20 protein-coding genes and 1 pseudogene are annotated in these 22,681 nt (G+C 63.3%); 12 read left to right on the forward strand and 9 right to left on the reverse strand.

Annotation, left to right across the window (positions count from 1 at the left end; genetic code table 11):
• Positions 1-125, forward strand: a pseudogene (locus KW825_RS19305) (IS1595 family transposase); the annotation flags it as partial.
• 83 nt (positions 126-208) lie between these two features.
• Here the strand turns inward: KW825_RS19305 and KW825_RS19310 are convergent.
• From KW825_RS19310 to purH, 5 genes are all read right to left on the reverse strand, one after another.
• Complete coding sequence (locus tag KW825_RS19310; RefSeq protein WP_218330124.1) at positions 209-2,785, reverse strand: alpha amylase C-terminal domain-containing protein; 2,577 nt, start codon at positions 2,783-2,785, stop codon at positions 209-211.
• A gap of 368 nt (positions 2,786-3,153) precedes the next feature.
• Positions 3,154-3,708 carry a cytochrome b/b6 domain-containing protein gene (locus KW825_RS19315; protein ID WP_218330125.1) on the reverse strand — a complete coding sequence of 185 codons (555 nt, stop codon included), beginning with the start codon at positions 3,706-3,708 and terminating at the stop codon, positions 3,154-3,156.
• Entirely contained in the window at positions 3,689-4,063 is a 375-nt protein-coding gene (locus KW825_RS19320; RefSeq protein WP_218330126.1) for a cytochrome b562, read from the reverse strand. The genes KW825_RS19315 and KW825_RS19320 overlap by 20 nt, the downstream gene beginning before the upstream one ends.
• A 395-nt stretch (positions 4,064-4,458) precedes the next feature.
• Positions 4,459-5,748 carry a phosphoribosylamine--glycine ligase gene (gene purD, locus KW825_RS19325; RefSeq protein ID WP_042653024.1) on the reverse strand — a complete coding sequence of 430 codons (1,290 nt, stop codon included), beginning with the start codon at positions 5,746-5,748 and terminating at the stop codon, positions 4,459-4,461.
• 103 nt (positions 5,749-5,851) lie between these two features.
• A complete protein-coding gene (purH, locus tag KW825_RS19330) occupies positions 5,852-7,444 on the reverse strand; it encodes a bifunctional phosphoribosylaminoimidazolecarboxamide formyltransferase/IMP cyclohydrolase (protein ID WP_218291651.1) in 1,593 nt (530 codons plus the stop codon).
• Positions 7,445-7,876: 432 nt separating this feature from the next.
• On the opposite strand from purH, the gene zntR reads away from it, so the two are divergent.
• The 3 genes from zntR to KW825_RS19345 all read left to right on the forward strand — a co-directional run bounded on the left by zntR (position 7,877) and on the right by KW825_RS19345 (position 9,203).
• A complete protein-coding gene (gene zntR / locus KW825_RS19335) occupies positions 7,877-8,314 on the forward strand; it encodes a Zn(2+)-responsive transcriptional regulator (RefSeq protein WP_218330127.1) in 438 nt (145 codons plus the stop codon).
• Positions 8,315-8,318: 4 nt separating this feature from the next.
• A complete protein-coding gene (locus tag KW825_RS19340) occupies positions 8,319-8,858 on the forward strand; it encodes a dihydrofolate reductase family protein (RefSeq protein WP_218330150.1) in 540 nt (179 codons plus the stop codon).
• 123 nt (positions 8,859-8,981) lie between these two features.
• The gene (locus KW825_RS19345) at positions 8,982-9,203 is read left to right on the forward strand and encodes an alternative ribosome-rescue factor A (RefSeq protein WP_218330128.1); all 222 of its coding nucleotides are present in this window, start codon (positions 8,982-8,984) and stop codon (positions 9,201-9,203) included.
• 93 nt (positions 9,204-9,296) lie between these two features.
• Here KW825_RS19345 and hemW read toward each other — a convergent pair whose 3' ends face one another.
• The gene (hemW, locus tag KW825_RS19350) at positions 9,297-10,442 is read right to left on the reverse strand and encodes a radical SAM family heme chaperone HemW (protein ID WP_218291654.1); all 1,146 of its coding nucleotides are present in this window, start codon (positions 10,440-10,442) and stop codon (positions 9,297-9,299) included.
• Positions 10,443-10,534: 92 nt separating this feature from the next.
• Positions 10,535-11,131, reverse strand: a complete 597-nt coding sequence (locus tag KW825_RS19355) for an XTP/dITP diphosphatase (RefSeq protein ID WP_042653018.1) — start codon at positions 11,129-11,131, stop codon at positions 10,535-10,537.
• A gap of 235 nt (positions 11,132-11,366) precedes the next feature.
• Here KW825_RS19355 and KW825_RS19360 point away from each other — a divergent pair, with 235 nt between their 5' ends.
• The 3 genes from KW825_RS19360 to KW825_RS19370 all read left to right on the forward strand — a co-directional run bounded on the left by KW825_RS19360 (position 11,367) and on the right by KW825_RS19370 (position 14,292).
• Complete coding sequence (locus KW825_RS19360) at positions 11,367-12,533, forward strand: multidrug effflux MFS transporter (RefSeq protein WP_042653017.1); 1,167 nt, start codon at positions 11,367-11,369, stop codon at positions 12,531-12,533.
• A gap of 177 nt (positions 12,534-12,710) precedes the next feature.
• Positions 12,711-13,760 (forward strand): oxidoreductase, encoded by a 1,050-nt coding sequence (locus KW825_RS19365; RefSeq protein WP_042653016.1) that lies wholly within the window; start codon positions 12,711-12,713, stop codon positions 13,758-13,760.
• Between the two features lie 298 nt (positions 13,761-14,058).
• Positions 14,059-14,292 carry a hypothetical protein gene (locus KW825_RS19370; RefSeq protein ID WP_025328222.1) on the forward strand — a complete coding sequence of 78 codons (234 nt, stop codon included), beginning with the start codon at positions 14,059-14,061 and terminating at the stop codon, positions 14,290-14,292.
• 91 nt (positions 14,293-14,383) lie between these two features.
• Here the strand turns inward: KW825_RS19370 and KW825_RS19375 are convergent, their stop codons facing one another.
• Both KW825_RS19375 and KW825_RS19380 read right to left on the reverse strand, forming a co-directional pair.
• Entirely contained in the window at positions 14,384-14,839 is a 456-nt protein-coding gene (locus KW825_RS19375) for an NfeD family protein (protein WP_106885852.1), read from the reverse strand.
• Complete coding sequence (locus KW825_RS19380) at positions 14,836-15,759, reverse strand: SPFH domain-containing protein (protein ID WP_025328220.1); 924 nt, start codon at positions 15,757-15,759, stop codon at positions 14,836-14,838. Before KW825_RS19380 ends, KW825_RS19375 begins: the two co-directional genes overlap by 4 nt.
• 198 nt (positions 15,760-15,957) lie before the next feature.
• Between KW825_RS19380 and cysG the strand changes: the two genes are divergently transcribed.
• The 5 genes from cysG (at position 15,958) to cysC (ending at position 22,338) form a co-directional block, all read left to right on the forward strand.
• A complete protein-coding gene (cysG, locus tag KW825_RS19385) occupies positions 15,958-17,388 on the forward strand; it encodes a siroheme synthase CysG (RefSeq protein WP_218330129.1) in 1,431 nt (476 codons plus the stop codon).
• A 108-nt stretch (positions 17,389-17,496) separates the two neighbouring features.
• Positions 17,497-18,405: a sulfate adenylyltransferase subunit CysD gene (gene cysD / locus KW825_RS19390; RefSeq protein WP_163137668.1), complete on the forward strand. Its 909-nt coding sequence runs from the start codon at positions 17,497-17,499 to the stop codon at positions 18,403-18,405.
• A gap of 11 nt (positions 18,406-18,416) precedes the next feature.
• Positions 18,417-19,856, forward strand: coding sequence for a sulfate adenylyltransferase subunit CysN (gene cysN / locus KW825_RS19395; protein ID WP_218330130.1), 1,440 nt, complete (start codon positions 18,417-18,419; stop codon positions 19,854-19,856).
• Positions 19,857-19,860: 4 nt separating this feature from the next.
• Positions 19,861-21,585 carry an SLC13 family permease gene (locus tag KW825_RS19400; protein WP_218330131.1) on the forward strand — a complete coding sequence of 575 codons (1,725 nt, stop codon included), beginning with the start codon at positions 19,861-19,863 and terminating at the stop codon, positions 21,583-21,585.
• Between the two features lie 159 nt (positions 21,586-21,744).
• Positions 21,745-22,338: an adenylyl-sulfate kinase gene (cysC, locus tag KW825_RS19405; protein WP_218330132.1), complete on the forward strand. Its 594-nt coding sequence runs from the start codon at positions 21,745-21,747 to the stop codon at positions 22,336-22,338.
• The last annotated feature ends 343 nt before the right edge of the window (positions 22,339-22,681 follow it).

A 22,681-nucleotide genomic window follows, 5' to 3' on the forward strand; every position in this document is an offset into this window, starting at 1 on the left:
CCCACTATCTGAGGAATTATCTGGGCTGGCGACGGATGCTGGAGCGTTATGGGCGGGAAGTGGATGTTCCACGTTGCTTGCATGAGGCGCTTGGGCGCCCCATGCAACACGTAATTGGGACATAGCCATAAAAAAGGCCTCCTGCCCAGGGGGAGGAGGCCATGCTGGTGGAGCATGCAGGCGCGGGGCGTCACCACCCCTCGCCGGCTTACTGGGCGCTCAGGCTGTAGGCCAGGGTCTGGTCGTTGAAGCGAACCAGATAGGCACCGATCACCGCGCTGGTGATGTCGGCCCCTGCCGACTCGGCCACGCCGTCCTGGTTGCTGTCGCCGTAGTTCTGGGTCCAGTCCCCCTTGACGTCGAACTTGAAGCGCTGACCCCCGTTGGCATCACCGGCGCCGCTGAAGGTGACGCTGGCCTGCCACAGGTGGTCGCCGACCAGGGTCAGGGGGGTGGTGCCCCAGCCGTTGGGGGTGCCGCGCAGGTTCAGGCTGGCGAAGTTCTTGGCATAGCCGACGCTGACCGGGCTCAGGCTGTACTGCAGGCTCTGGTCGTTGAAGCGCACGCGGTACAGGCCGGTGACAGTGGTGGCGATGTCGGCACCGGCCTGCTCGGCCACGCCATCCTTGTTGGTATCGCCGTAGTTCTGGCTCCAGTCCCCCTTGACGTCGAACTTGAAGCGCTGGTTGGTCTGACCGTCGAAGCTGACTTGCGCCTCCCACTGATTGTCGGCGATCAGGGTCATGGCCAGTGCGCCCCAGCCGTTGGGGGTGCCACGGAAGTTCAGGGTCGGCAGCACGCTGGTGTAGCTGCCGTTGCTGTCGGTGACGTTCACGGTGGCGCTGGCGCTGGCGGTCAGCCCCTCTGCGTCGGTGACGGTCAGAGTGACGGTGTGGGAGCCCTGGGTATCGAACTGGACTGTCTCGGTCTGGGCGCTGCCGCCGGTGGACCAGCCGTAGCTCACCACACCGGCATCATCGCTGGAGGTTGAGCCATCGAACACCACGCTCTCCCCCAGCTTGACGCTGATGGCCTTGGGCGAGAGGACGGCGACAGGGGCCTGGTTGGCATTCAGGGCGGTCAGGGTGTAGCTGAGATCGCTCTCCTTGAGGGAGACACGATACTGGCCGACGCCACTGAGGTAGATGTCCTTGGTGCTGCCCTTGTCGGCGATGCCATCCCCTTCGTTGTCGCCATAGTTTTCGGTCCAGTTGCCGAAGACGTCGAACTTGAAGCGCTGGGCCCCGGTGGCATCACCGGCGCCGGTCAGGTTGATGATGGCGGACCAGATGCGGTTGGCATCCACCTGCATGGGGGTGTTGCCCCAGGCGTTGTGGGTGCCGCGCAGGTACAGGCTGCTGAACCTGTTGCCCGGCAGGGCTGTCCCACCGCAAGGGCTGGCCTTGGTACAGCCGGCCAGGATGGCGGCGGCCTTCATGCCTGCGAGGTTCAGGCTGGCCTTGCCGCTGCCGTCGACCTGGATATAGGCGCCGCTGCAGTAATCGTTGCCGCTCAAGATGTTGCAGTACTCGCCGGCCGGCAGACCGGTCTGCACCGAGGCCACCAGGCTGCCGCTCTCGTTGTTGATGGCGACGAAGCCCTTGTCACCCCGGCTGAAGGCGATCTGGTTGTTGCCGTTGTCCCACCAGTTGCTGACCGCAGTGCCCTCGGTCCTGTTGTGGAACAGGGCCATGTTCATGATGGTCGGACGGCGCTGTTCGCAGTTCCACTGGCTGTCGGAGCAGGGCGTGCTGCCCGGCGCGCCCTTGTCGGTCTCGTACTTGCCCATGTCGGCGAAGCGGTAGCCTGACATCACCTGTTTCCAGCCATAGGGCCAGGCCATCATGAAGACGTTGGCCAACTCATAGCGACCACCGTTCATGAAGGTGAGCATGCCGCCACCGCCGTGGCCGCGTTCGCGGTCGTGGTTGACCACGAAGATGAAGGACTTGTCGGAGGGGAGCAGGCCCCAGCTCTCCCCCAGGGTCTTGAGGTTCTTGATCTGGCCGTTGAAGTTGGCGGCGAGACTGGTGCCGTATTTGAAGTCGGTGACCCTGTCGATATAGGTGTAGCGGTTGGGCTGGATCTCGGCGGATTCCCCACCGGCACCTATCACCTCCAGATAGGCCTTGGGACTGCCTGCCTTGTCGAGGATCGCCTTCACCTCGCTGGGGGCCATGTGCTTGGCCGCGTCGACGCGAAAACCGGCAACCCCCCAACCGAGCAGGGTCTTCATGTAGGTGGCGATCTGCTCCTGCACGTAGGTGGATCCTGTGTTCAGATCCGGCATGCCGTAGAGGGCGCCGTTCCAGACGTTGTTGCTGTCGCCGTAGTTGGTGATGTCACCGCTGTGGTGGAAGTCGTTGTAACCGAACTGGGGATACTGGAACTGGCCGGAGTTGTAGCTGCCGCCGCCGGTGGCGGTGGCCGTGCCCGAGGCCAGCTGGTTGAAGACGGCGTCGGCGTAGATCTTGACCCCGGCGGCGTTGCAGCGGGTGATCATGCTCCTGAGCTCCGCCTCACTGCCACCGAAGCTGTTGAAATTCTTGAAGCTGACCGGCTGGTAGACGGTCCACCAGTACTCGCTCCCCTGCTTGTGCTCGGCCGGCGGCGTGATCTGGACGCCCCCGAACCCCTTGGGACCGAGCACCGTCTCGCACTCGTTGGCGATGTCGTTGAACTTCCATTGGAACAGATGGACCATGACGCCTTCGGCGGTGGCGGAGTGGCTGAATGAGCCAAGCGCCGCGGCGAGCAGGGCGGTTCGAAACAGTGTGTTGTGCATGACGATTTTCCCTTCGATTTTGTTATTGGTTTTCACTGCCTGAATCTCGAACGGACGACGAACAACTCTCGTTCGGTTCAGTAGCATTGATGAAATCCAGCTGGTTGAAAATCGAGCAGGCGTAATTAGTTAAAAACTGTGAATGAAAATGCTTTCATATGGCACTTGTCGGCTCTCGGCTGTGCGGGGTGAACGAGGCGGCTCAGCACCGCCATCCGGTGCCAGTGCCGATGGGTTTTCGGTCGTGGTGAGGAGGGGAATAGCAGGGAGAGAGGAGGGGAGTGCTCCCCTATGCAGGCGAAGGTGTTAGCGGGTCAGCGATGGCAGGGCGCGGCGAATGCACATCGCCCTGCCATGGGTTCTCGGGATCAGGAGTGTGGTTCTTGCTGTCGGACCGGGGCGGCGCGCTGGCGCATCGGCAGCATGCGGGCCAACAGATTGCTGCGCTGGCGCCAGGAGGTGTAGACGATGGCGCACAGGTGCAGGGCAATAAGTCCCTGCAGCGCCCAGGTACACCAGACATGCCAGTCGTCGGCCCCCAGTTCAAACCCCGGCTCGGTGTTTTGAAACCAGCCGGTGCCCGCGGTAGCCAGGATGAGCAGCCAGAGTGCCCAGACCGCCAGCTTGCCGCTGCCGTGATGGCCGGGGGCGGCGGGGGCGCGTTCACGCAGCGCCAGGGCCTGCTGGCGGAAGTCCTCCCGGTTCGGGATGAGGGCGCTCAGGCGGGCGTGGCCCCTGGCGAAGGAGAGTCCCCACCCCAGCCGCAGGCTGATCAGGATGATGGCCAGATAGCCGAGCCGCTCGTGCCAGGTCTCTCCCGCCTCGTTGAACCAGAGGTTGGCGACGCAGGCCGCCGCCACCCCCCAGTGAATGAGGCGGACCAGGCTATCCCAGCGAAAAGACTCAGCCTTTCTGCTTGGCATAGGTGTGGTACTCCTTCTTCAGGTCGTTGACCTTGGCCAGATGCGCGCGGGCCTTCTCCTCATCACCGGCCTGCAGGGCGGCCAGGCTGGCGTCCAGCTCGGTCTGCACCTCGCCCATGCCTTCGAGGAACTTCTCCTTCTTGGCCGTGGGCATGTTCTGCTCTTTGGCGATGTCGAGCTGGGCCTTCATCTCCTTGATGTGCTTCTCCATGGTGGCGGCATCGCTGGCCTTGAGTGCCTGCTTGTAGTTGAAGCCGATCTTCTTCATCGGCTGCTCCAGATCGCCTGCCATGGCGGGCAGGGTCATCAGGCCAAACATCAGGGGCAACAGCAGGGGGCGCACAGTTTTCAACATGGGATTTCCTTATGGGACTACGACATTGTGGGTTCTTATGGCACTCATTTGAGTGCGGTTAATTTAGCATGATGCCATGAAAATGGGTCAAATGTATGGCTGAAAAGCGACTAATTGTGACGAAATGTGTGCATTGTGCTGACGACATGTAGCAGGACAGAAGGGACGGGCGCTCTGATGGGGCTGGGTGGATAGCAGGCAAGCCGGCCTGAGCTCGGCTCGTCGGCGGGGTAGCGTGAGCCGCCGGCGTCGGCACTCACTGGGGCGAGCGCGAGCTGGTGCAGGGGACTGCGCGGCCTGTGGCTCTGGCGACAGGCCAGTAGCCCCGCTCCCGGATCCCAGGCACAAAAAGGGGCCCGCAGGCCCCACTCGCATCAGGGTACGAACGACCGGACTTACTTGGCCTGTTCGCGCTCGATGGCGCGCCAGCCAATGTCGGTGCGGTAGAAGACCCCGTCCCACTGGATGCGGCCCGCCAGCTGATAGGCGCGTTGCTGCGCCTCGGCGACCGTGTGACCCAGCGCGGTGGCGCACAGCACGCGGCCACCGGCGGTGACTATGGTGTCTCCCGCCAGCTGGGAGCCGGCATGGAACACCTTCTCGCCGCTCGCCTCTTCCACCGGCAGGCCGCTGATGGGCTTGCCCTGCTGGTAGTCACCCGGGTAACCGCCCGCCGCCAACACCACGCCGATGGCGACGCGGGGATCATAGATGGCTTCGACCCGATCCAGCTTGCCGGCGCAGGCGGCCAGGCACAGCTCCACCAGATCGGAGCGCATGCGCAGCATGATGGGCTGGGTCTCGGGGTCACCGAAGCGGCAGTTGAACTCGATCACCTTGGGGTTGCCCTGCCCATCGATCATCAGGCCGGCGTAGAGGAAACCGGTGTAGACATTGCCCTCGGCCGCCATGCCACGCACGGTCGGCATGATCACCTGCTCCATCACCCTCTGATGCACCGCATCGGTCACCACGGGGGCCGGGGAGTAGGCTCCCATGCCACCGGTGTTGAGGCCGGTATCGCCGTCGCCGACCCGCTTGTGATCCTGGCTGGTGGCCATGGGCAGCACGTGCTCGCCGTCCACCATGACGATGAAACTCGCCTCTTCCCCGTCCAGGAACTCCTCGATCACCACCCGGGCGCCGGCGTCGCCGAACGCATTGCCGGACAGCATGTCGCGCACCGCTTCCTCTGCCTCATCGAGGGTCATGGCGACGATGACGCCCTTGCCGGCGGCCAGGCCGTCAGCCTTGATGACGATGGGGGCACCCTTCTCGCGCAGGTAGGCCAGTGCGGGCTCTACCTCGGTGAAGTTCTGGTAGTCGGCAGTGGGGATGGCGTGGCGTGCCAGGAAGTCCTTGGCGAACGCCTTGGAGCCTTCCAGCTGGGCGGCGGCGGCGGTCGGGCCGAAGATGGCGAGCCCTTCGGCACGGAAGGCATCCACCACGCCTTTCACCAGCGGCGCTTCCGGTCCGACTATGGTGAGACCTATCTGCTGAGCCTTGGCGAAGGCCAGCAGGGCCGGGATGTCGGTCGCCTCGATGGCGATGTTCTCGATGCTGCCCTCGTGGGCCGTGCCGGCATTGCCGGGGGCGACGAACACCCGGGTCACCATGGGGGATTGCTTGGCCTTCCAGGCCAGGGCGTGCTCACGGCCGCCGTTACCAATGATCAGTACTTTCATCGTATCGCTCGCTTCTATTTGTGATCACCGCTTGGGACAAGCGGTTGAAAATAGTCAGTTGAAAAGAGACAACAAAAGGGCCGCCAGTGGCGGCCCTGACTCATCAGTGACGGAAGTGACGCATGTTGGTGAACACCATGGTCATGCCGTGTTCGTCGGCGGCGTCGATCACCTCCTGGTCGCGCATCGAGCCACCCGGCTGGATGACGCAGGCGATGCCGGCGGCGGCGGCGGCGTCGATGCCATCGCGGAACGGGAAGAAGGCATCGGAGGCCATGACGGAGCCTGCCACTGTCAGCCCTTCATCCTCGGCCTTGATGCCGGCGATCTTGGCAGAGTAGACCCGGCTCATCTGGCCGGCGCCGACGCCTATGGTCTGGCCGTCCTTGGCATAGACGATGGCGTTGGACTTGACGAACTTGGCCACCTTCCAGCAGAACAGCAGATCTTTCAGCTCGGCCTCGGTCGGCTGGCGCTTGCTGACTACCTTCAGGTCACCCTGGGTCACCATGCCCAGATCGCGCTCCTGCACCAGCAGGCCGCCGTTGACGCGCTTGAGGTCAAACCCTTGGGCCGGTGCCGTCCACTGGCCGCACTCCAGCAGACGCACGTTCTGCTTGGCGGCGACGGCGTCACGGGCCTCCTGGCTCACGCTCGGGGCAATGATCACCTCCACAAACTGGCGGGCGACGATGGCGGCGGCGGTGGCGCCGTCCAGCGGCCGGTTGAAGGCGATGATGCCGCCAAAGGCCGAGGTGGGGTCGGTCTGGTAGGCACGATCGTAGGCCGTCAGCAGGTCGTCACCTATGGCCACACCGCAAGGATTGGCGTGTTTGACGATGACGCAGGCCGGCTCGCTGAACTCCTTCACGCACTCCAGCGCCGCGTCTGTGTCGGCGATGTTGTTGTAGGAGAGTGCTTTGCCCTGCAGCTGTTGGCTACTTGCGACTGAGCCCGGTGCGGCCTGCTCCTCGACATAGAAGGCGGCAGCCTGATGGCTGTTTTCGCCGTAGCGCATGTCCTGCTTCTTGATGAACTGGCTGTTGAAGGTGCGCGGGAAGCGGGACTCGGCGTCGCCTTCCTTGTTGTCGCCGTAAGAGGGCACCAGGGTGCCGAAGTAGTTGGCGATCATGCCGTCGTAGGCGGCGGTGTGCTCGAAGGCGGCGATGGCGAGATCGAAGCGGGTGGCGAGGGTCAGGCTGTTGCCGTTGCCGTCCATCTCGGCGATCACCCGGCTGTAGTCGGCGGCCTTGACCACTATGGCCACGTCTTTGTGATTCTTGGCGGCGGAGCGCACCATGGTCGGGCCACCGATGTCGATGTTCTCGACCGCGTCGGCCAGGGTACAACCCGCTTTGGCCACGGTGGCGGCGAAGGGGTAGAGGTTGACGACAACCATGTCGATGGGGGAGATATTGTGCTGGGCCATGATGGCGTCATCCCGATCGCGACGGCCGAGAATGCCACCGTGCACCTTGGGATGCAGGGTCTTGACCCGGCCATCCATCATCTCGGGGAAGCCCGTGTAGTCGGAGACCTCGGTCACCGGCAGACCCGCGTCGGCGAGCAGCTTGGCGGTGCCGCCGGTGGAGAGCAGGGCCACGCCACGCTCGTTGAGTGCCTTGGCAAATTCCAGGATGCCAGTCTTGTCAGACACACTCAGCAGTGCACGGCGAATGGGTCGAGCTTGTTCCATCACACTATCGTCCTCAGCATGCGGGAACTTCTATGGGAGGCAGGCGCACGTTGGCCGCACCCAGCACAGAGAGTCCCCAAATAAATGGAAGTGGGGGATTTCGCAAATCACTCTCGCCCAAAAGCCCGGATGCTGGCAAAAGCGTTTTAGGAAATGCCCGCTTGACGCGACGCTCTCTTGTGGGCGCGTATTCTACACAAAAAATGTGAGCCGTGGTGGATTTTTTAAAGTGACAAAGCCTTGTCTGGTGCGGTGTTAAACGTTTTCCGATCATTTTTTGTGAAACGTTTGTCTTTTCAGCGTTTTGACGGGAAATGACCCTGCCGTCCGCCTTTATCTAGCGCTTTCCTGCCTTTGGCTGGCAATCGACAGGCAAAGGCGCGATAGTGGAATCCGCTTTGTATTGAGTACCATATCCAGTGGGAGAGGGACATGTATCGGATCGGGGAACTGGCCAAGGCGTGCGGGGTGAAGGCGGATACCCTGCGCTTTTACGAGAAGAACGGGCTCATCTCGCCGGGCCTGCGCAACGAGTCCGGCTACCGCCTCTATGGCGAGCAGGACAGGCGACGGCTGGAGTTCATCATCCGCGCCAAGTCGGTGGGGTTCTCCCTCGCCGATATAGGTGAATTGCTGGATCTCGACACCAACAAGGCCAGGGTGACCTGCCAGGAGGTGAAGGCAGTGGCCGACGCCAAGCTGACCCAGGTGGAGCAGAAGATCATCGAACTGACCCGTTTTCGCGAAAACCTGCGGGAGCTCTCCAACATCTGCTGCGGCGGGCCGCGCTCGGCCGAACACTGCGCCATCCTCGAGACCCTGGAGTCGGGCACCCCGGCCCGCCATGAGCATCACGATCATGAGCACTGAGTCCATAAGCAAGGAGCACAGACGGCCCAGGGTCTCCGCCTTCCTGGCCCTCTCCCTCGATGGCTTTATCGCGGGGGAGGGGAATGATCTGGACTGGCTGAGTCCCTATAACGGCGACTCCCAGGAGGAGACCGGCTACAGCGCGCTGATGGCGAGCGCGGATGTGCTGCTGATGGGGCGCAACAGCTACGAGACTGTGCTGGCCTTCCCCGACTGGCCCTACGGCGACAAGCCACTGGTGGTGCTGACCCACAGGCCCGCCGAGCCCCGTGCCAACGTCTCCTTCCGACAGGGGGAGCTGGCACAGGTGCTGAGGGAGCTGTGGCAGGAGGGGACCCGCCACCTCTATCTGGACGGTGGCGCCGTGGTGCGGCAAGGCCTGCAGGCCGGGCTGGTGGACGAGCTGACTCTGTTCTGGGTGCCGGTGGTGCTGGGCAAGGGCGTCTCGCTGTTCGGGGGCGAACCGTTGCCGGGGGCCCTGGTGCCCCAGAGCAGCAAGCTGCTGCCGAGTGGCCTGATGCGGGTCGTTTATCATCCCGCATGACGCATCGGCTGCCTGTCTTCGCGCGGGACTTGCGCTGCGGTGGGCCCGGAGGCACAATCGCTGCGTTTTTGACCGCCTCGTTAACTAGAGGGGGCGTTATCTTCGTCAATGAAAGAGGGTCATATGGCCAAGCAACAGAAGGTGGCCGCTGCCACCGCCGAGTCCGCGCACGATCATCAGCGCGGCGTCATCCACGACAATCACCTGAAGGCGCTGGTGACCTCACCGCTGTTTCAGGCCAGAGTCGAGCAGAGCAAGAAGGGCAAGGGCAGTTATCAGCGCAAGGCCAAGCATGGCCAGCGGTGGGAGCCCGGCCAACAGCGGATGCAACGCGTCTGCTGCTGAGCGGGTTTCTACCGGCCGATGTGGCCAGATCAAAAACAGGGCGTCATTGACGCCCTGTTTTGTTATCGAGAGAGAGGAAGGTCCGGAGCCACCTCACTCATCCATAAAGAGCTCGAGCAGCACATTCAGGTAGCGGTGGCCGAGGGCCGTCAGCTGCCAGCAATCCCCCAAGTCTTCGATCAGCTCCTTGGTCTGGGCGATGGCCAGCATGGTTTCCACCCGCTCCAGTGGCAGACCGGTATAGGCCTCGAACTCCGCCTTGGGGGCTCGTTCGAACAGCCGGAACCGGTTCATGAAGTACTCCAGCGGCAGATCGTCCTCGGTCACCTGCCACTGGTTGTCCAGGTAGGGACGGGCCGGGTCCAGGTAGCCCTTGGGATGCTTCACCTTGGCGCTGCGCAGGATCCGCTGGTTGGCGAGATCCGTCACCTTGCCGTGGGCCCCGCAGCCGATCCCCAGGTAGTCGCCGAAACGCCAGTAGTTGAGGTTGTGACGGCACTGATAGCCCTCCCTGGCGTAGGCCGAGATCTCGTACTGGTGGTAGCCCTGGGCGGTGAGCATAGCGTGGCCCTGCTCATAGATGTCCCACAGCAGATCGTCTTCCGGCAGCCGCGGCGGCTTGGAGGCGAAGGCCGTGTTCGGCTCTATGGTGAGCTGATACCAGGAGAGGTGGGGCGGCGCGCAGTCGATGGCCTGCTGCAGATCGTAGAGGGCATCGTCCAGGCTCTGATCCGGCAGGCCGTGCATCAGATCCAGGTTGAAGGTGGGCAGCTCTATGGCGTGGGCCAGGGCGGCGGCCTTGCGCGCCTCCTCCGGGCCGTGGATGCGGCCGAGCCGGCTCAGCTTCTCCTGCTGGAAGCTCTGCACCCCGATGGAGATGCGGTTGATACCCGCCCGCTTGAAGCCGGCGAACTTGTCCGCCTCCACCGTGCCGGGGTTGGCCTCCATGGTGATCTCGCAATCCGGGGTCAGCGCGATGCGGGCCCGCACTCCGTCCAGCAGGGTCTGCATGGCTTCCACGCTCAACAGACTCGGCGTACCACCGCCGATAAAGATGGAGGAGAGCGCTCGCCCCTGGGCCCACTTCAGATCCAGATCCAGATCCTCCAGCAGGGCGGCCACGTACTCGAGGTGGGGCAGCTCCCCCTTCTGGGCGTGGGAGTTGAAGTCGCAGTAGGGGCACTTCTGGACGCACCAGGGCACATGGATATAGAGGGAGAGGGGCGGCAGTTGCAGCATGGGGTTTCCAATAATCAAAAATCAAAACGGGGGCTGACGGCCCCCATTGTAGATGAAATGCTTGCCGGAGTATCCCGGCGCCTTGTCCGGACTCAGTGCGCCGCGGCCAGGGCGGCCTTCAGCTTGGCCAGCGCCTGACCACGGTGGCTGAGCTGGTTCTTCAGCTCGCTCGGCATCTGGGCTGAGGTGCAGTCGTGATCGGGCACGAAGAACACGGGATCGTAACCGAAGCCGTGCTGGCCGCGGGGTTCGTCGATGATCATCCCCTCCCAGCTCGCCTGGCAGATGATGGGGGTGGGATCGTCGGCGTGGCGCATGTAGACCAGCACGCACCAGAAGCGGGCGCTCTTGAGGTAGTCGGGGGCACCCTGCAGCTCCCCCAGCAGCTTGTCGATGTTGTCCTTGTCGCTGGCCTGTTCGCCGGCGAAGCGGGCGGAGTAGACGCCGGGGCGACCGTGCAGCAGATCCACTTCCAGGCCGGAGTCGTCGGCGACGGCGGGCAGGCCGGTGATGCGGGCGGCGTGGCGGGCCTTGATGATGGCATTCTCGACGAAGGTGGTGCCGGTCTCTTCGGCATCGGAGACCGCAAATTCGCTCTGCGGGATCACCTGGATCTTCATATCGGCCAGCATGGCGGCCAACTCCTTCACCTTCTTCTGGTTACCTGTTGCCAGGACAAGCTTGCTCATCACGCACCTCCGCAAAAAATAATCTGCGCATTCTATGCGGGGCGGGCGTTTAGTCAAAGCGCCAATTACCCCCGACAGGGGAGCATGCCGCGTCGCAGCTGGGCTGCTCGGAGGAGTGGATGAGATGCATGTTTCCATATAGGAATAACCAAAGTGATTAAATACCATTTCAATTCATTACTCTGAGTCAGTAGACTCGCGCACCAATCGATATTCCCTAGGCTTGAGGTGACTGATGCCATTGATTCTTCTGCTTGTACTCCTGGTGCTGTTCAGCCCGCTGGCCATCGACATCTATCTGCCTGCCATACCGCAGATGGCCGAGCGGCTCGGTGCCGAGGTGACGCTGATGCAGGGCACCATCACCTGGTTCCTGTTCAGCATGGGGTTGGGCCAACTGCTGGTGGGGCCGCTCGCCGACCGCTACGGCCGCAAGCCCATCGCCCTGGGCGGCGTGCTGCTCTATGGCCTGAGCGCCCTGGCCGCTGGCTTCGCCGCCAGCCTGGGTGAGCTGATGCTGGCGCGAGTGCTGCAAGGCTTCGGGGCCTGCGCCACCTCGGTCGCCGCCTTCTCCGTGGTGCGTGACAGTTATGGCCCCAAGAAGAGCGGCCAGATGATCTCCTACCTGAACGGCGCCATCTGCTTCATCCCCGCGCTGGCGCCGCTGCTCGGCGGCTGGCTCACCGCCAAGGCGGGCTGGTCGGCGAACTTCTGGTTCATGGCCGGTTATGCGGTGGTGGTCGGCAGCTGGCTGCTGTGGCGCATGCCGGAGACCCGCCCCGAGGAGACTAGCAGCGAGGGGGCCCTTATCAGCTGGTCCCGTTACCGCCCGGTGCTGAGCTCCCCCAGCTTCCTGTTCAACGCCAGCCTCTGCATGCTGGCGATGGCGGTGATCCTGGCCTATGTCACAGCCGCGCCAGTGCAGTTGATGGTGAAGCTCGGCCTCGACATGAGCGGTTTCAGCTACTGGTTTACCGCCAATGCGGCGCTGAACATCCTGGCCTGCTTCCTGGCGCCGCGCTTCATCGCCAGAGTGGGACCGAGGCGCACCCTGCGCATCGGGCTGCTGGTGATCTGCCTGTCGGCCATCGCGTTGACCTTGGTGCAGCACATCGAGCATCCGCTGGCCATGATGGGACCCGTGTTCTTCTCCAGCATCGGCTTTGCCATGGTGCTGGGGGCGGCGGCCGGCATGGCGCTGGCCCCCTTTGGTCACTGCGCCGGCACCGCGGCGGCCCTGCTCGGCCTGTTCCAGATGAGCGGCTCCGGTGCTTTGGTTGGGCTGACCGGTTGGCTGATGCCGGATCCCCTCAATCAGCTGGCGCTGCACATGTGGCTGCTGTTGCCGCCTCTGCTGCTGTTGCTGACCAGGCGTGGTCGTCGGCTCTGCCTGCAGCCCTGATCCGCTGCAGCCTGATGACAGGGGCTGACAGCGCCGTGGCTTGATGGATAACGGCGCTTGTACTGGCAATAAATCCTGTGCTCTGATGAGCGCAAGCGGGGGCTTCGGCCCCCTTGTTTTTTGGGCGAGCAGTCGCCAGACGCTTATCATAATGGACAGAGTTCAGCGGAGAATCCCATGAGTCAGACAATCAACGCCGCCCTGGTGGGCTACGGTTTCGCAGGCCAGACCTTTCATGCCCCCTTCCTGACCAGCACGCCGGGCCTCTCCCTGCGCTGGGTGGTGAGCCGGGATGCGGCCAAGGTGCAGGCCGAGTTACCCGGTTGCCTGGTGGGTTCGCTGGAGGAGGTGCTGGCCGACAGCACTGTCGATCTGGTGGTGATCGCCACGCCGAACGATACCCATGCCCCCATCGCCCGCAAGGCGTTGCTGGCTGGCAAGCACGTGGTGATCGACAAGCCGTTCGCCCTGGATCTGGCCGAGGCCGAGGCGCTGGTGGCGCTGGCGGATAAACAACAGCTGCTGCTCAGCATCTTCCACAACCGGCGCTGGGACGGGGACTTCCTCACGGTGCGCCGCCTGCTGGCGGAGGGGGCGCTGGGGCAGATCGCCCAGTTTGAATCCCACTTCGATCGCTATCGTCCCGAGGTACGCCAGCGCTGGCGGGAGGCGGGCGGCCCGGGATCGGGTCTGTGGTTCGATCTCGGCCCCCACATCCTGGATCAGTCGCTGCAACTGTTCGGCCAACCAGACTGGATCCAGGCGGACCTGGCGCAGCAGCGTCCGGGCGCGCTGAGCGATGACTACTTCCACGTGGTGCTGGGCTATGGCGCGCTGCGGGTGATCCTGCACGGCAGCTGCCTGGTGTCCGCCACCATGCCCCGCTTCGTGATCCACGGCAGCACGGGCTCCTTCATCAAGTTCGGCATGGACGTGCAGGAGGAGCAGCTCAAGCTCGGCCTGCGGCCGCCTCTGGCGGACTGGGGCCGGGATCCCGAGCCGGGTCTGCTCAGCCGCATCCTGGATGGTCAGCCGCAGCAAACCGCAGTGGCGGGCGAAGCGGGTGACTATGGCGCCTATTACCGCGGTATCTGTGCCGCCATCACCGGCAAGGGGGCCAATCCGGTGCCGGCGGCGGAAGCCCTGGCGGTGATGGCGCTGCTGGATCTGGCTCAGGAGAGCCATAGCCAGGGTAAACGGCTGATTTGTCAGAAGCTGTCTGACTGAGTCGGCTCGGACCGGCGAGATAAAAAGGCAATTGATGGCTAACAATTGCCCTGATGGCGCTGTTTTGTCATGGGAGAGCGCCTCAATCGTGGCGTATTGCATTAACAGTTGTCGTTGCAGTAGTTCTTTTCATCCAGGCAACGAGAAAATATTATTGTGATACGCGTTTTCATTGGCGGCATATGGCGCTATATTTCGCGCGCCTCTTGGCCCTCGGTGTATGGCTCTTTTACCGGGGGTGAGGACGCACAGTGATGGTTATCAAGACCATCTCTCCACTTTTTTTGAGGGTATGCACATGAACAAAGTACTGGTAGCCGGTATCCTGGGTCTGATGTTGACCGCCTGTGGTCAGAAAGAAGAAGCTGCCGCTCCGGCTGCTACTCCGGCCGCCGACGTTGCTGCAACTGTTAGCGAAGCTGCTTCTACCGTAGAGAAGGCTGCTTCCGAAGCCTCTGCTACCGTCGAGAAGGCTGCTGCTGACGTAGCCACCAAGGCGGAAGCTGCAGTGAGCGATGCCAAGGCCAACTAAGCCTGCACCTCATCTGAAAACGGGCCCGGCGTTACCGCCGGGCCCGTTTTTTTATGGGCAAGAGCCGAGCTGACCGGCAGCGCGGCGGCGATCAGGGCAGCGGCTCGACCAGCAGGATGTGGGAGTCGGCCCCCACCACCTTGACCCGGCTGCCCGCCGGCAGCGGCACAGGGCAGCGCACAGTCCAGACGGTGTCATCCAGATGCACCCGGCTGGTTCCCTGGCTCACCTCATCCAGCAGGGTCAGCTCCCGCCCCAGATAGCTCTGCATCCGCTCGTTGATGGGGGCGGCCGCATCGCGGCTCGAGCGGTCGCGCTTGTGCTGCCAGCGCCACCAGGCCCAGGTGGTCACCAGGGACTGCGCCGCAAACAGCAGCAGCTGGGCCTGCCAGCCGAAGGGCCAGAGCAGCAGGATCAGCCCGACTTCTAGCGCGGCTATGCCGGTCCAGAGCAGAAAGCCCACCGACCCCAGCACCTCGATGGCCAGCAGCACGAAACCGAGCCCCAGCCAGTGCCAGTGGGTCAGCCCCTCGAACAGGGCTGTCATGACTTGCCGACCTTGCCATCTTTGTTGAACAGCTCGGCCATGCCCGCCACCGAGCCAATCAGGCTGCCCGCCTCCAGCGGCATCATGATGATCTTGCTGTTGGGCCCTTCACCGATGCGGGCCAGCGCCTCAGTGTATTTCTGGGCCACGAAGTAGTTGATGGCCTGCATATCCCCCTCTGCGATGGCCTTGGAGACCATATGGGTCGCCTTGGCTTCCGCCTCGGCGGCCCGCTCCCGCGCCTCGGCGGCGAGGAAGGCGGCCTGGCGTTCCCCCTCGGCTTTCAGGATCTGGGACTGCTTCTCCCCTTCCGCTTTCAGGATCTTGGACTGGCGCACCCCTTCGGCCTCCAGCACCTCGGCCCGTTTCTGCCGCTCGGCCTTCATCTGGGCGTTCATGGCTTCCACCAGGGCCAGCGGCGGGCGCACATCCTTGATCTCGATCCGGGTCACCTTGATGCCCCAGGGGGCGGTGGCCGCATCCATGGTGCGCAGCAGCTTCTCGTTGATGGTGTCGCGCTGGGAGAGCATCTCGTCCAGCTCCATGGCGCCCAGCACTGTCCGCATGTTGGTCATGGTCAGATTGCGGATGGCGCTGGTGAGATCGTTGACCTCATAAGCCCCTTTGCGGGCATCCACCACCTGCACGAAGCTGATGGCGTCTATGGTGACGTTGGCGTTGTCCCGGGAGATCACCTCCTGAGCCGGGATGTCCAGCACCTGCTCCATCATGATGATCTTGTGGCCGACTCTGTCCACATAGGGGATCAGCAGGTTGAGACCGGGGGAGAGGGTGCGGGTGTAGCGGCCGAAGCGCTCCACAGTCCAGTTGAAACCCTGGGGCACTATCTTGATGCCCGCGCTCAGGGTGGCCAGCACCAGGAACACGAAGATCCCCAGCACAATCAATGACTCATTCATGGTAAAGCTCCTTATGAAACACTTTCACTAGCCTAGGGTCTGGTGCGAACCACCACAAGGACATTCGCTCCCCTTTGCCACGACATGGTTTTGCTAATTACTAAAACGCATTAAAGAGCATTTTTTATTATTTTGAGGGATAAGGACTCCTGCCTATAGTCGCCCCAGATGTCGTCGTATGCCGAGGAGTGGGCCCTGATGGATTATTTACCTATGTTTGCCAGGTTGGAAGGCCGCCCGGTATTGCTGGTGGGCGGGGGCGAGGTTGCCCTGCGCAAGGCGCGCCTGCTGCTGGCGGCAGGTGCCCGGCTGACCCTGGTCTCCCCCGAGCTCGAGCCCGACTTCCATGAATTTGCCGGTCGCTTCACCCATCTGGCGGCGCGCTTCGACCCGGCCCATCTGGCCGGCCAGATCCTGGTGGTGGCTGCCACCGACAGCCTCGAGGTCAATGCCCTCGTCTATCAGAGCGCCAATCAGCTCGGGCTCTTTGTGAATGTGGTGGACGACCCCGAGCGCTCCAGCTTTATCTTCCCCTCCATCATCGACCGCTCGCCCCTGATGGTGGCCGTCTCCAGCGGCGGCAAGGCGCCGGTACTGGTGCGCCTGTTGCGCGAGCGACTCGAGAGTCTGCTGCCCCGCCATCTGGGCGGACTGGCCGAGCTCTCGGGCCGGGTGAGGGGCAAGGCCAAGCGGGTGCTCGCTTCTCTCTCCGATCGCCGCCGCTTCTGGGAGCGGGCATTTGCCTCCAACACCCTCGCCGGTCTGATTGAGAAAGAGGATTGGCAGGGGGCAGAGGGCTGGCTCAATGAGGGGCTCGACAAGGCCCAAAGCGAAGTGGGCGAGGTGGTGCTGGTCGGTGCGGGCCCCGGGGATCCTGGCCTGCTGACCCTCAAGGCGCTGCAACAGATTCAACAGGCTGAAGTGGTGCTCTATGACCAGCTGGTCTCCCCGGAGATCCTGGACCTGGTGCGCCGTGACGCCACCCTGGTGTCGGTCGGCAAGAAGGCCGGTGCCCACAGCGTGCCCCAGGAGGAGACCAATCGCCTGCTGGTGCAATACGCCAGGGCGGGCAACCGTGTGGTGCGGCTAAAGGGGGGTGATCCCTTCATGTTCGGCCGCGGCGGCGAAGAGCTGGAAGTGCTGGCGGGCGAGGGCGTTCCCTTCTCAGTGGTGCCCGGCATCACGGCCGCCGCCGGCGCCACCGCCTATGCGGGCATACCGCTCACCCACCGCGACCATGCCCAGAGCGCCGTCTTTATTACCGGCCACTGCCAGAAAGAGGGCAAGGAGCCCGACTGGCAGCAGCTAGCCATGACCCAGCAGACGCTGGTCATCTACATGGGGCTGATGCGCTCCGAGCACATCCAGCAGCAGCTGGTGAGCCATGGCCGAGGCCAGGGCACCCCCATCGCCATCATAGAGCGGGGCACCACCGCCCGTCAGCGCGTGCTGACCGGCACCCTGGCTGACCTGGCCGTATTGGCCGAGCAGGCGGTGAGCCCGTCGCTCATCGTCATCGGCGAGGTGGTGGCTCTGCGCAAGCAGCTCGCCTGGTTTGGCGAGCAGGGTGGCGAACAGGCCGAAACAGAGGCGAGCCGCCACGAACTGAAGCTGGTGAGCCTGGCCTGAGGGCAGGCCGCGACAGCAACCGATTTGACGGTGCGGCCAAGGCGGCACCGAACTGAACCAGAACTGCGCCCCGAGCAGGCGCGATAGCAATGAACCGAGGACCCAGACATGGACCGTGAAAGACTGACACACCTGCAACAGCTGGAAGCCGAGAGCATCCACATCATCCGCGAGGTGGCTGCCGAATTTGAAAACCCGGTGATGATGTACTCCATCGGCAAGGACTCCTCCGTCATGCTGCACCTGGCCCGCAAGGCCTTCTACCCGGGCAAGATCCCCTTCCCCCTGCTGCACGTCGACACCAACTGGAAGTTCAAGGAGATGATCACCTTCCGGGACGAGACCGCCAAGAAGTACGGGCTGGATCTGATCGTTCACAAGAACCCGGACGGCCTGGCCATGGACATCAACCCCTTCGTGCACGGCAGTGGCAAGCACACCGACATCATGAAGACAGAGGGGCTCAAGCAGGCGCTCAACAAGTACGGCTTCGATGCCGCCTTCGGCGGGGCGCGCCGGGACGAGGAGAAATCCCGGGCCAAGGAGCGGGTCTACTCCTTCCGTGACAAGTCCCACCGCTGGGATCCGAAAAACCAGCGCCCGGAGCTGTGGCGTGTCTACAACAGCCAGGTCAACAAGGGGGAGAGCATCCGTGTCTTCCCGCTCTCCAACTGGACCGAGCTGGACATCTGGCAATACATCTATCTCGAGAACATCGACATAGTGCCGCTCTACTTCGCGGCCATGCGCCCCGTGGTGGAGCGCAGCGGCATCAAGATCATGGTGGATGACGAGCGCATGCCCATAGGCCCGGAAGACGAGGTGAAGCAGGAGCTGGTGCGCTTCCGTACCCTCGGCTGCTACCCGCTGACCGGGGCCATCGAATCCAATGCCACCACCTTGCCGGAGATCATCGAAGAGATGCTGCTCACCACCTCGAGCGAGCGGCAAGGGCGGCTCATCGACCACGATCAGGCCGGCTCCATGGAGCAGAAGAAGCGTCAGGGATATTTCTAAGGAATCGCATCATGAACAACCACATTCAGACCGCCATCAGCGAACAGGGCATCGAAGCCTACCTGCACGCCCAGCAGCACAAGAGCCTGCTGCGCTTTCTCACCTGCGGCAGCGTGGACGACGGCAAGAGCACCCTGATCGGCCGCCTGCTGCACGACTCCCAGCAGATCTATGAAGATCAGTTGAAGGCGCTGGAGTCCGACAGCCAGAAGCTCGGCACCACGGGTGAAAAACTCGATCTGGCGCTGCTGGTGGACGGCCTGCAGGCCGAACGCGAGCAGGGCATCACCATAGACGTGGCCTACCGCTATTTTTCTACCGCGAAACGCAAGTTCATCATCTCTGACACCCCGGGCCACGAGCAGTACACCCGCAACATGGCCACCGGCGCCTCCACCTGCGATCTCGCCATCATCCTGATCGACGCCCGCAAGGGGGTGCTGGATCAGACCCGTCGCCACAGCTTTATCGCGAGCCTGCTCGGCATCAAGCAGTTCGTGGTGGCGGTCAACAAGATGGATCTGGTGGGGTTCAGCCAGGAGGTGTTCGATCGCATCAGTGCCGATTACCGCGAGTTCGCCAAGAAGCTCAGCGTCGACACCATCCACATAGTGCCGGTCTCCGCCCTGGACGGTGACAACGTGGTCAACCCAAGCGACAAGCTGGCCTGGTATCAGGGCGAAACCCTGCTCGCCCTGCTGGAGAGCGCCGATGTGATACAAAATGCGGAGCGCGAGCTGGAATGCCACCCGGTGCGCCTGCCGGTGCAGTACGTGAACCGCCCGAACCTCGATTTTCGCGGCTTCGCGGGGACGCTGGCCTCCGGCATCCTGCGGGTCGGCGACAGGCTTGCGGTGCTGCCCTCCGGCAAGGAGAGCACTGTGACCCGCATCGTCACCTTCGACGGGGATCTGGACTACGCCCTGCCGGGTCAGGCCATCACGGTCACCTTCGCGGACGAGATCGACATCAGCCGGGGCGACCTGCTGGTGGATGCGGCCCAGCGGCCCCAGGTGACCCAGAACGTGCTGGCTCACATCGTCTGGATGGGGGAGGAGTCCCTGCAACCGGGCCGGGTCTATGACGTCAAGCTGGCCACCAAGAAGAGTCGCGGCCAGGTGGAGGCCATCCGCCATCGCATCGAGATCAACAAGCTCGACGAGCTGCCGGCAGCTGAGCTCAAGCTCAACGAGATCGGCCTGTGCGAATTCAGCCTGACCGATCCGGTGGCGTTCGATCCCTATGCGGATATCCGCGACACCGGCAGCTTCATCCTGATCGACCGGCTGACCAACGTCACCGTGGGCGCGGGCATGATAGTGGAAGGGCTGGCCGCAAAAGCGGTGGCAGGGCAGTACAGCGAGTTCGAGATCGAGCTCAACGCCCTGGTGCGCAAGCATTTCCCCCACTGGCAGGCGCTGACCATCAGCAACGATTCCGGCAAGGAGTAAGCCCATGACCTGGCAACAATCCCTGGTGCTGGGTCTGCTGGCTGCCCTCGTCGCCCTGCTGATCCAGGGCAAACTCCGGCCGGCGCTGCTCTTTTCGGGCGCCGTGCTCATCACCTATCTGAGCGGCCTGGCGGACATCAACGCCGTGGTGGCGGGCTACACCAACAGCGCCCTGCTGACCCTGGTGTTGCTGCTGCTGGTGTCGCTCGCGGTGGAGAAGACCCGGGTCATGAGCTGGTTCGCCAACCTGGTGGGCACCGGCTCCTTCAACAAGGTGCTGGTGAAGGTGTGGTTCTCCACCGCCTTCCTGTCGGCCTTCGTCAACAACACCGCCGTGGTGGCCTCCATGCTGGGGGCGGTCAAACGCAACCCCAATCATGCCCCCTCCCGGCTGTTGCTGCCCATGTGCTTCGCGGCCACCTTCGGCGGCGTTCTGACCCTGATCGGCACCTCCACCAACCTCATCGTCAACAGCTTCCTCATCAAGATGGGGGCCGAGCCGCTCGGCATGTTCGACTTCTTTATGGTGGGAGCCGGCACCCTGTTGACCGGTCTGGTGGCCGTGCTGCTGTTTGCCCGCCACCTGCCGGAGCAGGACACCGAGATGAGCCGGGAATCCGGCTACTTTCTCGAGGCCAAGGTGGGCCCCGGCTCACCGCTGGCCGGACGCAGCGTCAAGGAGAACGGCCTGCGCAGCCTGAAAAGCCTCTATCTCGCCGAGATCATCCGGGGCGATCAGGTGATCTGCCCGGTGCAGCCGGAACACGAGCTGCACGAGGGGGACATGCTGCTGTTTTGCGGCGACGTGGAGAGCGTCGGCGTGTTGCAGGAGCTCAAGGGGCTGGATCTCTACGGCCAGCACCGCCTCAACGGCCAGCATCTGGTGGAGGTGATCGTCAGCCACAGCTCGCGGCTGGTGGGGCAGACCATCAAGGATGCGGAGTTTCGCACCCACTTCGATGCGGTTGTGCTGGCGGTGCGCCGGGGCGAGACCCAGCTCACCGGCGGCCTCGGCCAGATTGAATTGCATGCGGGGGACACCCTGCTGCTGGCGCCGGGCCCCAAGTTCGCGGGCAACAAGTCCCTCTCCCGGGAGTTTGTGGTGGTGAGCGGGCTCGAAGCCTCCACCCGGCTTGATGGCAAGCGCAGCGCCGCCGTGGTGCTGGGCTTTCTCGGGGTGCTGGCGCTGTCGGTGTTCGATCTGGTGCCGCTCTTCAAGGGGCTGCTGGTGATGCTGGTGGTGCTGCTCTTCTCCCGCATCCTGACCCTGGACGAGATCCGCCGCCGCTTTCCGCTGGACATCTGGCTGGTGGTGGGGGGCGCGCTCGCCATCGCCGATCAGCTGGAGAAGAGCGGCCTGGCCAGGTTGATTGCCGACTGGCTAATGGGGGAGTTCAACGGTTCCAGCCCACTCATCGCCTTTATCGGCATCTACCTGTTCACCCTGGTGCTGACCGAGCTGATGAGCAACAACGCCGCCGCGGCCCTGGCTTTCCCCATGGGCTACCAGCTGGCGCTCAGCATGGATGTCTCCACCATGCCGTTCATCCTGGCGGTGCTGTTCGGGGCCAGCTCCAGCTTCATACTGCCCTATGGCTACCAGACCAACCTCATGGTCTATGCGGCGGGCAACTACAAGATGCCGGACTACCTCAAGCTGGCAGTGCCTGTCTCCCTGGCCTACAGCCTCGGGGTGATTGTCATGGTGCCCCTGCTGTTTCCGTTTTAAGGCGCAACCCTCTTCGTTTTGGGGCCCTGATGCCTCGCAAGGAGTTTGAATGAGCAATACCATGGCATCAGCAAGTTATCGGCTGACAGTCCGAATCGGCTCCCCGTGGTTGTGGACAGTTTCAGTGTTGAGGCGTGAGCGCCAATCAAGGAGTGTTGGATGAGCAATATCGTGTGGCATGCCCATGCCGTCGACAAACAGAGCCGGGCCGAGCTGAAGGGACAAAAGCCGCTGGTGATCTGGTTCACCGGGCTGTCGGGGGCGGGTAAATCCACCCTGGCGGGGGCACTGGAGCAGGCGCTGGCCGCCTCGGGCAAGCACACCTATCTGCTGGACGGGGACAACGTGCGCCACGGCCTGTGCGGGGATCTGGGCTTTGATGACGCCGCCCGCCAGGAGAATATCCGCCGGGTCGGCGAGGTGGCGAAACTGATGGTGGATGCGGGCCTTATCGTGCTCACCGCCTTTATCTCGCCGTTCCGTGCCGAGCGGGATCTGGTGCGAAACCTGTTGGGAGCGGACGAGTTTGTCGAGGTGTTTGTGGATGCGCCGCTCGCCGTCTGTGAAGAGCGCGACCCCAAGGGGCTCTACAAGAAGGCGCGGGCAGGGGAGATCCGCAACTTTACCGGAATTGACTCCGCCTACGAGGCACCGGAGCAGCCGGAAATCCATCTGCTGAACGCCGGCAAGCCGGTGGCAGTGCTGGTGGATGAGCTGATTACTGCACTGCGGCAGCGGGGGTTGATCGACTAGGCGGCGACTTGTGGGGAGCTCGGCCTAGCTCCTTACCTGTGGCTGGCACTTTGATGCGGCTGCGCCGCATAGGGATTTCGCCCGCCCTGCGGGCTGTGGCGAGTGACTTTTCTTTGCGTGGCCAAAGAAAAGTCACCAAAAGAAAGGCCACCCCCGCTGATTCGCTCTCCTTCGTCGAGTACCCTCACCTCTACCACAGCACCGACGGCACGCGCCGACGGGCCTTCCATGACCCGCCGTCACTCGCTCGGCATCCTTGTCTCGCGACCTAGTGCAGTGGCCTCGTCTCGGCGAATCAGAGGGGACCAATACAGTGCCCGTCTGTGACAATGGGGATAGTTCG

It is taken from the genome of Aeromonas sp. sif2433, from assembly GCF_019218705.1.
GTDB lineage: Bacteria > Pseudomonadota > Gammaproteobacteria > Enterobacterales > Aeromonadaceae > Aeromonas > Aeromonas encheleia.

What these genes read in the sequence shown, in the direction of transcription:
- hemW (WP_218291654.1), bottom strand. Translation starts at nt 10,442, where the DNA reads ATGCTGCAACTGCCGCCCCTCTCCCTCTATATCCATGTGCCCTGGTGC.
- KW825_RS19315 (WP_218330125.1), bottom strand. Translation starts at nt 3,708, where the DNA reads ATGCCAAGCAGAAAGGCTGAGTCTTTTCGCTGGGATAGCCTGGTCCGC.
- cysC (WP_218330132.1), top strand. Translation starts at nt 21,745, where the DNA reads ATGAGCAATATCGTGTGGCATGCCCATGCCGTCGACAAACAGAGCCGG.
- KW825_RS19320 (WP_218330126.1), bottom strand. Translation starts at nt 4,063, where the DNA reads ATGTTGAAAACTGTGCGCCCCCTGCTGTTGCCCCTGATGTTTGGCCTG.
- KW825_RS19355 (WP_042653018.1), bottom strand. Translation starts at nt 11,131, where the DNA reads ATGAGCAAGCTTGTCCTGGCAACAGGTAACCAGAAGAAGGTGAAGGAG.
- KW825_RS19375 (WP_106885852.1), bottom strand. Translation starts at nt 14,839, where the DNA reads ATGACAGCCCTGTTCGAGGGGCTGACCCACTGGCACTGGCTGGGGCTC.
- KW825_RS19360 (WP_042653017.1), top strand. Translation starts at nt 11,367, where the DNA reads ATGCCATTGATTCTTCTGCTTGTACTCCTGGTGCTGTTCAGCCCGCTG.
- purH (WP_218291651.1), bottom strand. Translation starts at nt 7,444, where the DNA reads ATGGAACAAGCTCGACCCATTCGCCGTGCACTGCTGAGTGTGTCTGAC.
- KW825_RS19365 (WP_042653016.1), top strand. Translation starts at nt 12,711, where the DNA reads ATGAGTCAGACAATCAACGCCGCCCTGGTGGGCTACGGTTTCGCAGGC.
- cysD (WP_163137668.1), top strand. Translation starts at nt 17,497, where the DNA reads ATGGACCGTGAAAGACTGACACACCTGCAACAGCTGGAAGCCGAGAGC.
- KW825_RS19370 (WP_025328222.1), top strand. Translation starts at nt 14,059, where the DNA reads ATGAACAAAGTACTGGTAGCCGGTATCCTGGGTCTGATGTTGACCGCC.
- KW825_RS19310 (WP_218330124.1), bottom strand. Translation starts at nt 2,785, where the DNA reads ATGCACAACACACTGTTTCGAACCGCCCTGCTCGCCGCGGCGCTTGGC.
- cysG (WP_218330129.1), top strand. Translation starts at nt 15,958, where the DNA reads ATGGATTATTTACCTATGTTTGCCAGGTTGGAAGGCCGCCCGGTATTG.
- cysN (WP_218330130.1), top strand. Translation starts at nt 18,417, where the DNA reads ATGAACAACCACATTCAGACCGCCATCAGCGAACAGGGCATCGAAGCC.
- KW825_RS19345 (WP_218330128.1), top strand. Translation starts at nt 8,982, where the DNA reads ATGGCCAAGCAACAGAAGGTGGCCGCTGCCACCGCCGAGTCCGCGCAC.
- KW825_RS19380 (WP_025328220.1), bottom strand. Translation starts at nt 15,759, where the DNA reads ATGAATGAGTCATTGATTGTGCTGGGGATCTTCGTGTTCCTGGTGCTG.
- zntR (WP_218330127.1), top strand. Translation starts at nt 7,877, where the DNA reads ATGTATCGGATCGGGGAACTGGCCAAGGCGTGCGGGGTGAAGGCGGAT.
- KW825_RS19400 (WP_218330131.1), top strand. Translation starts at nt 19,861, where the DNA reads ATGACCTGGCAACAATCCCTGGTGCTGGGTCTGCTGGCTGCCCTCGTC.
- purD (WP_042653024.1), bottom strand. Translation starts at nt 5,748, where the DNA reads ATGAAAGTACTGATCATTGGTAACGGCGGCCGTGAGCACGCCCTGGCC.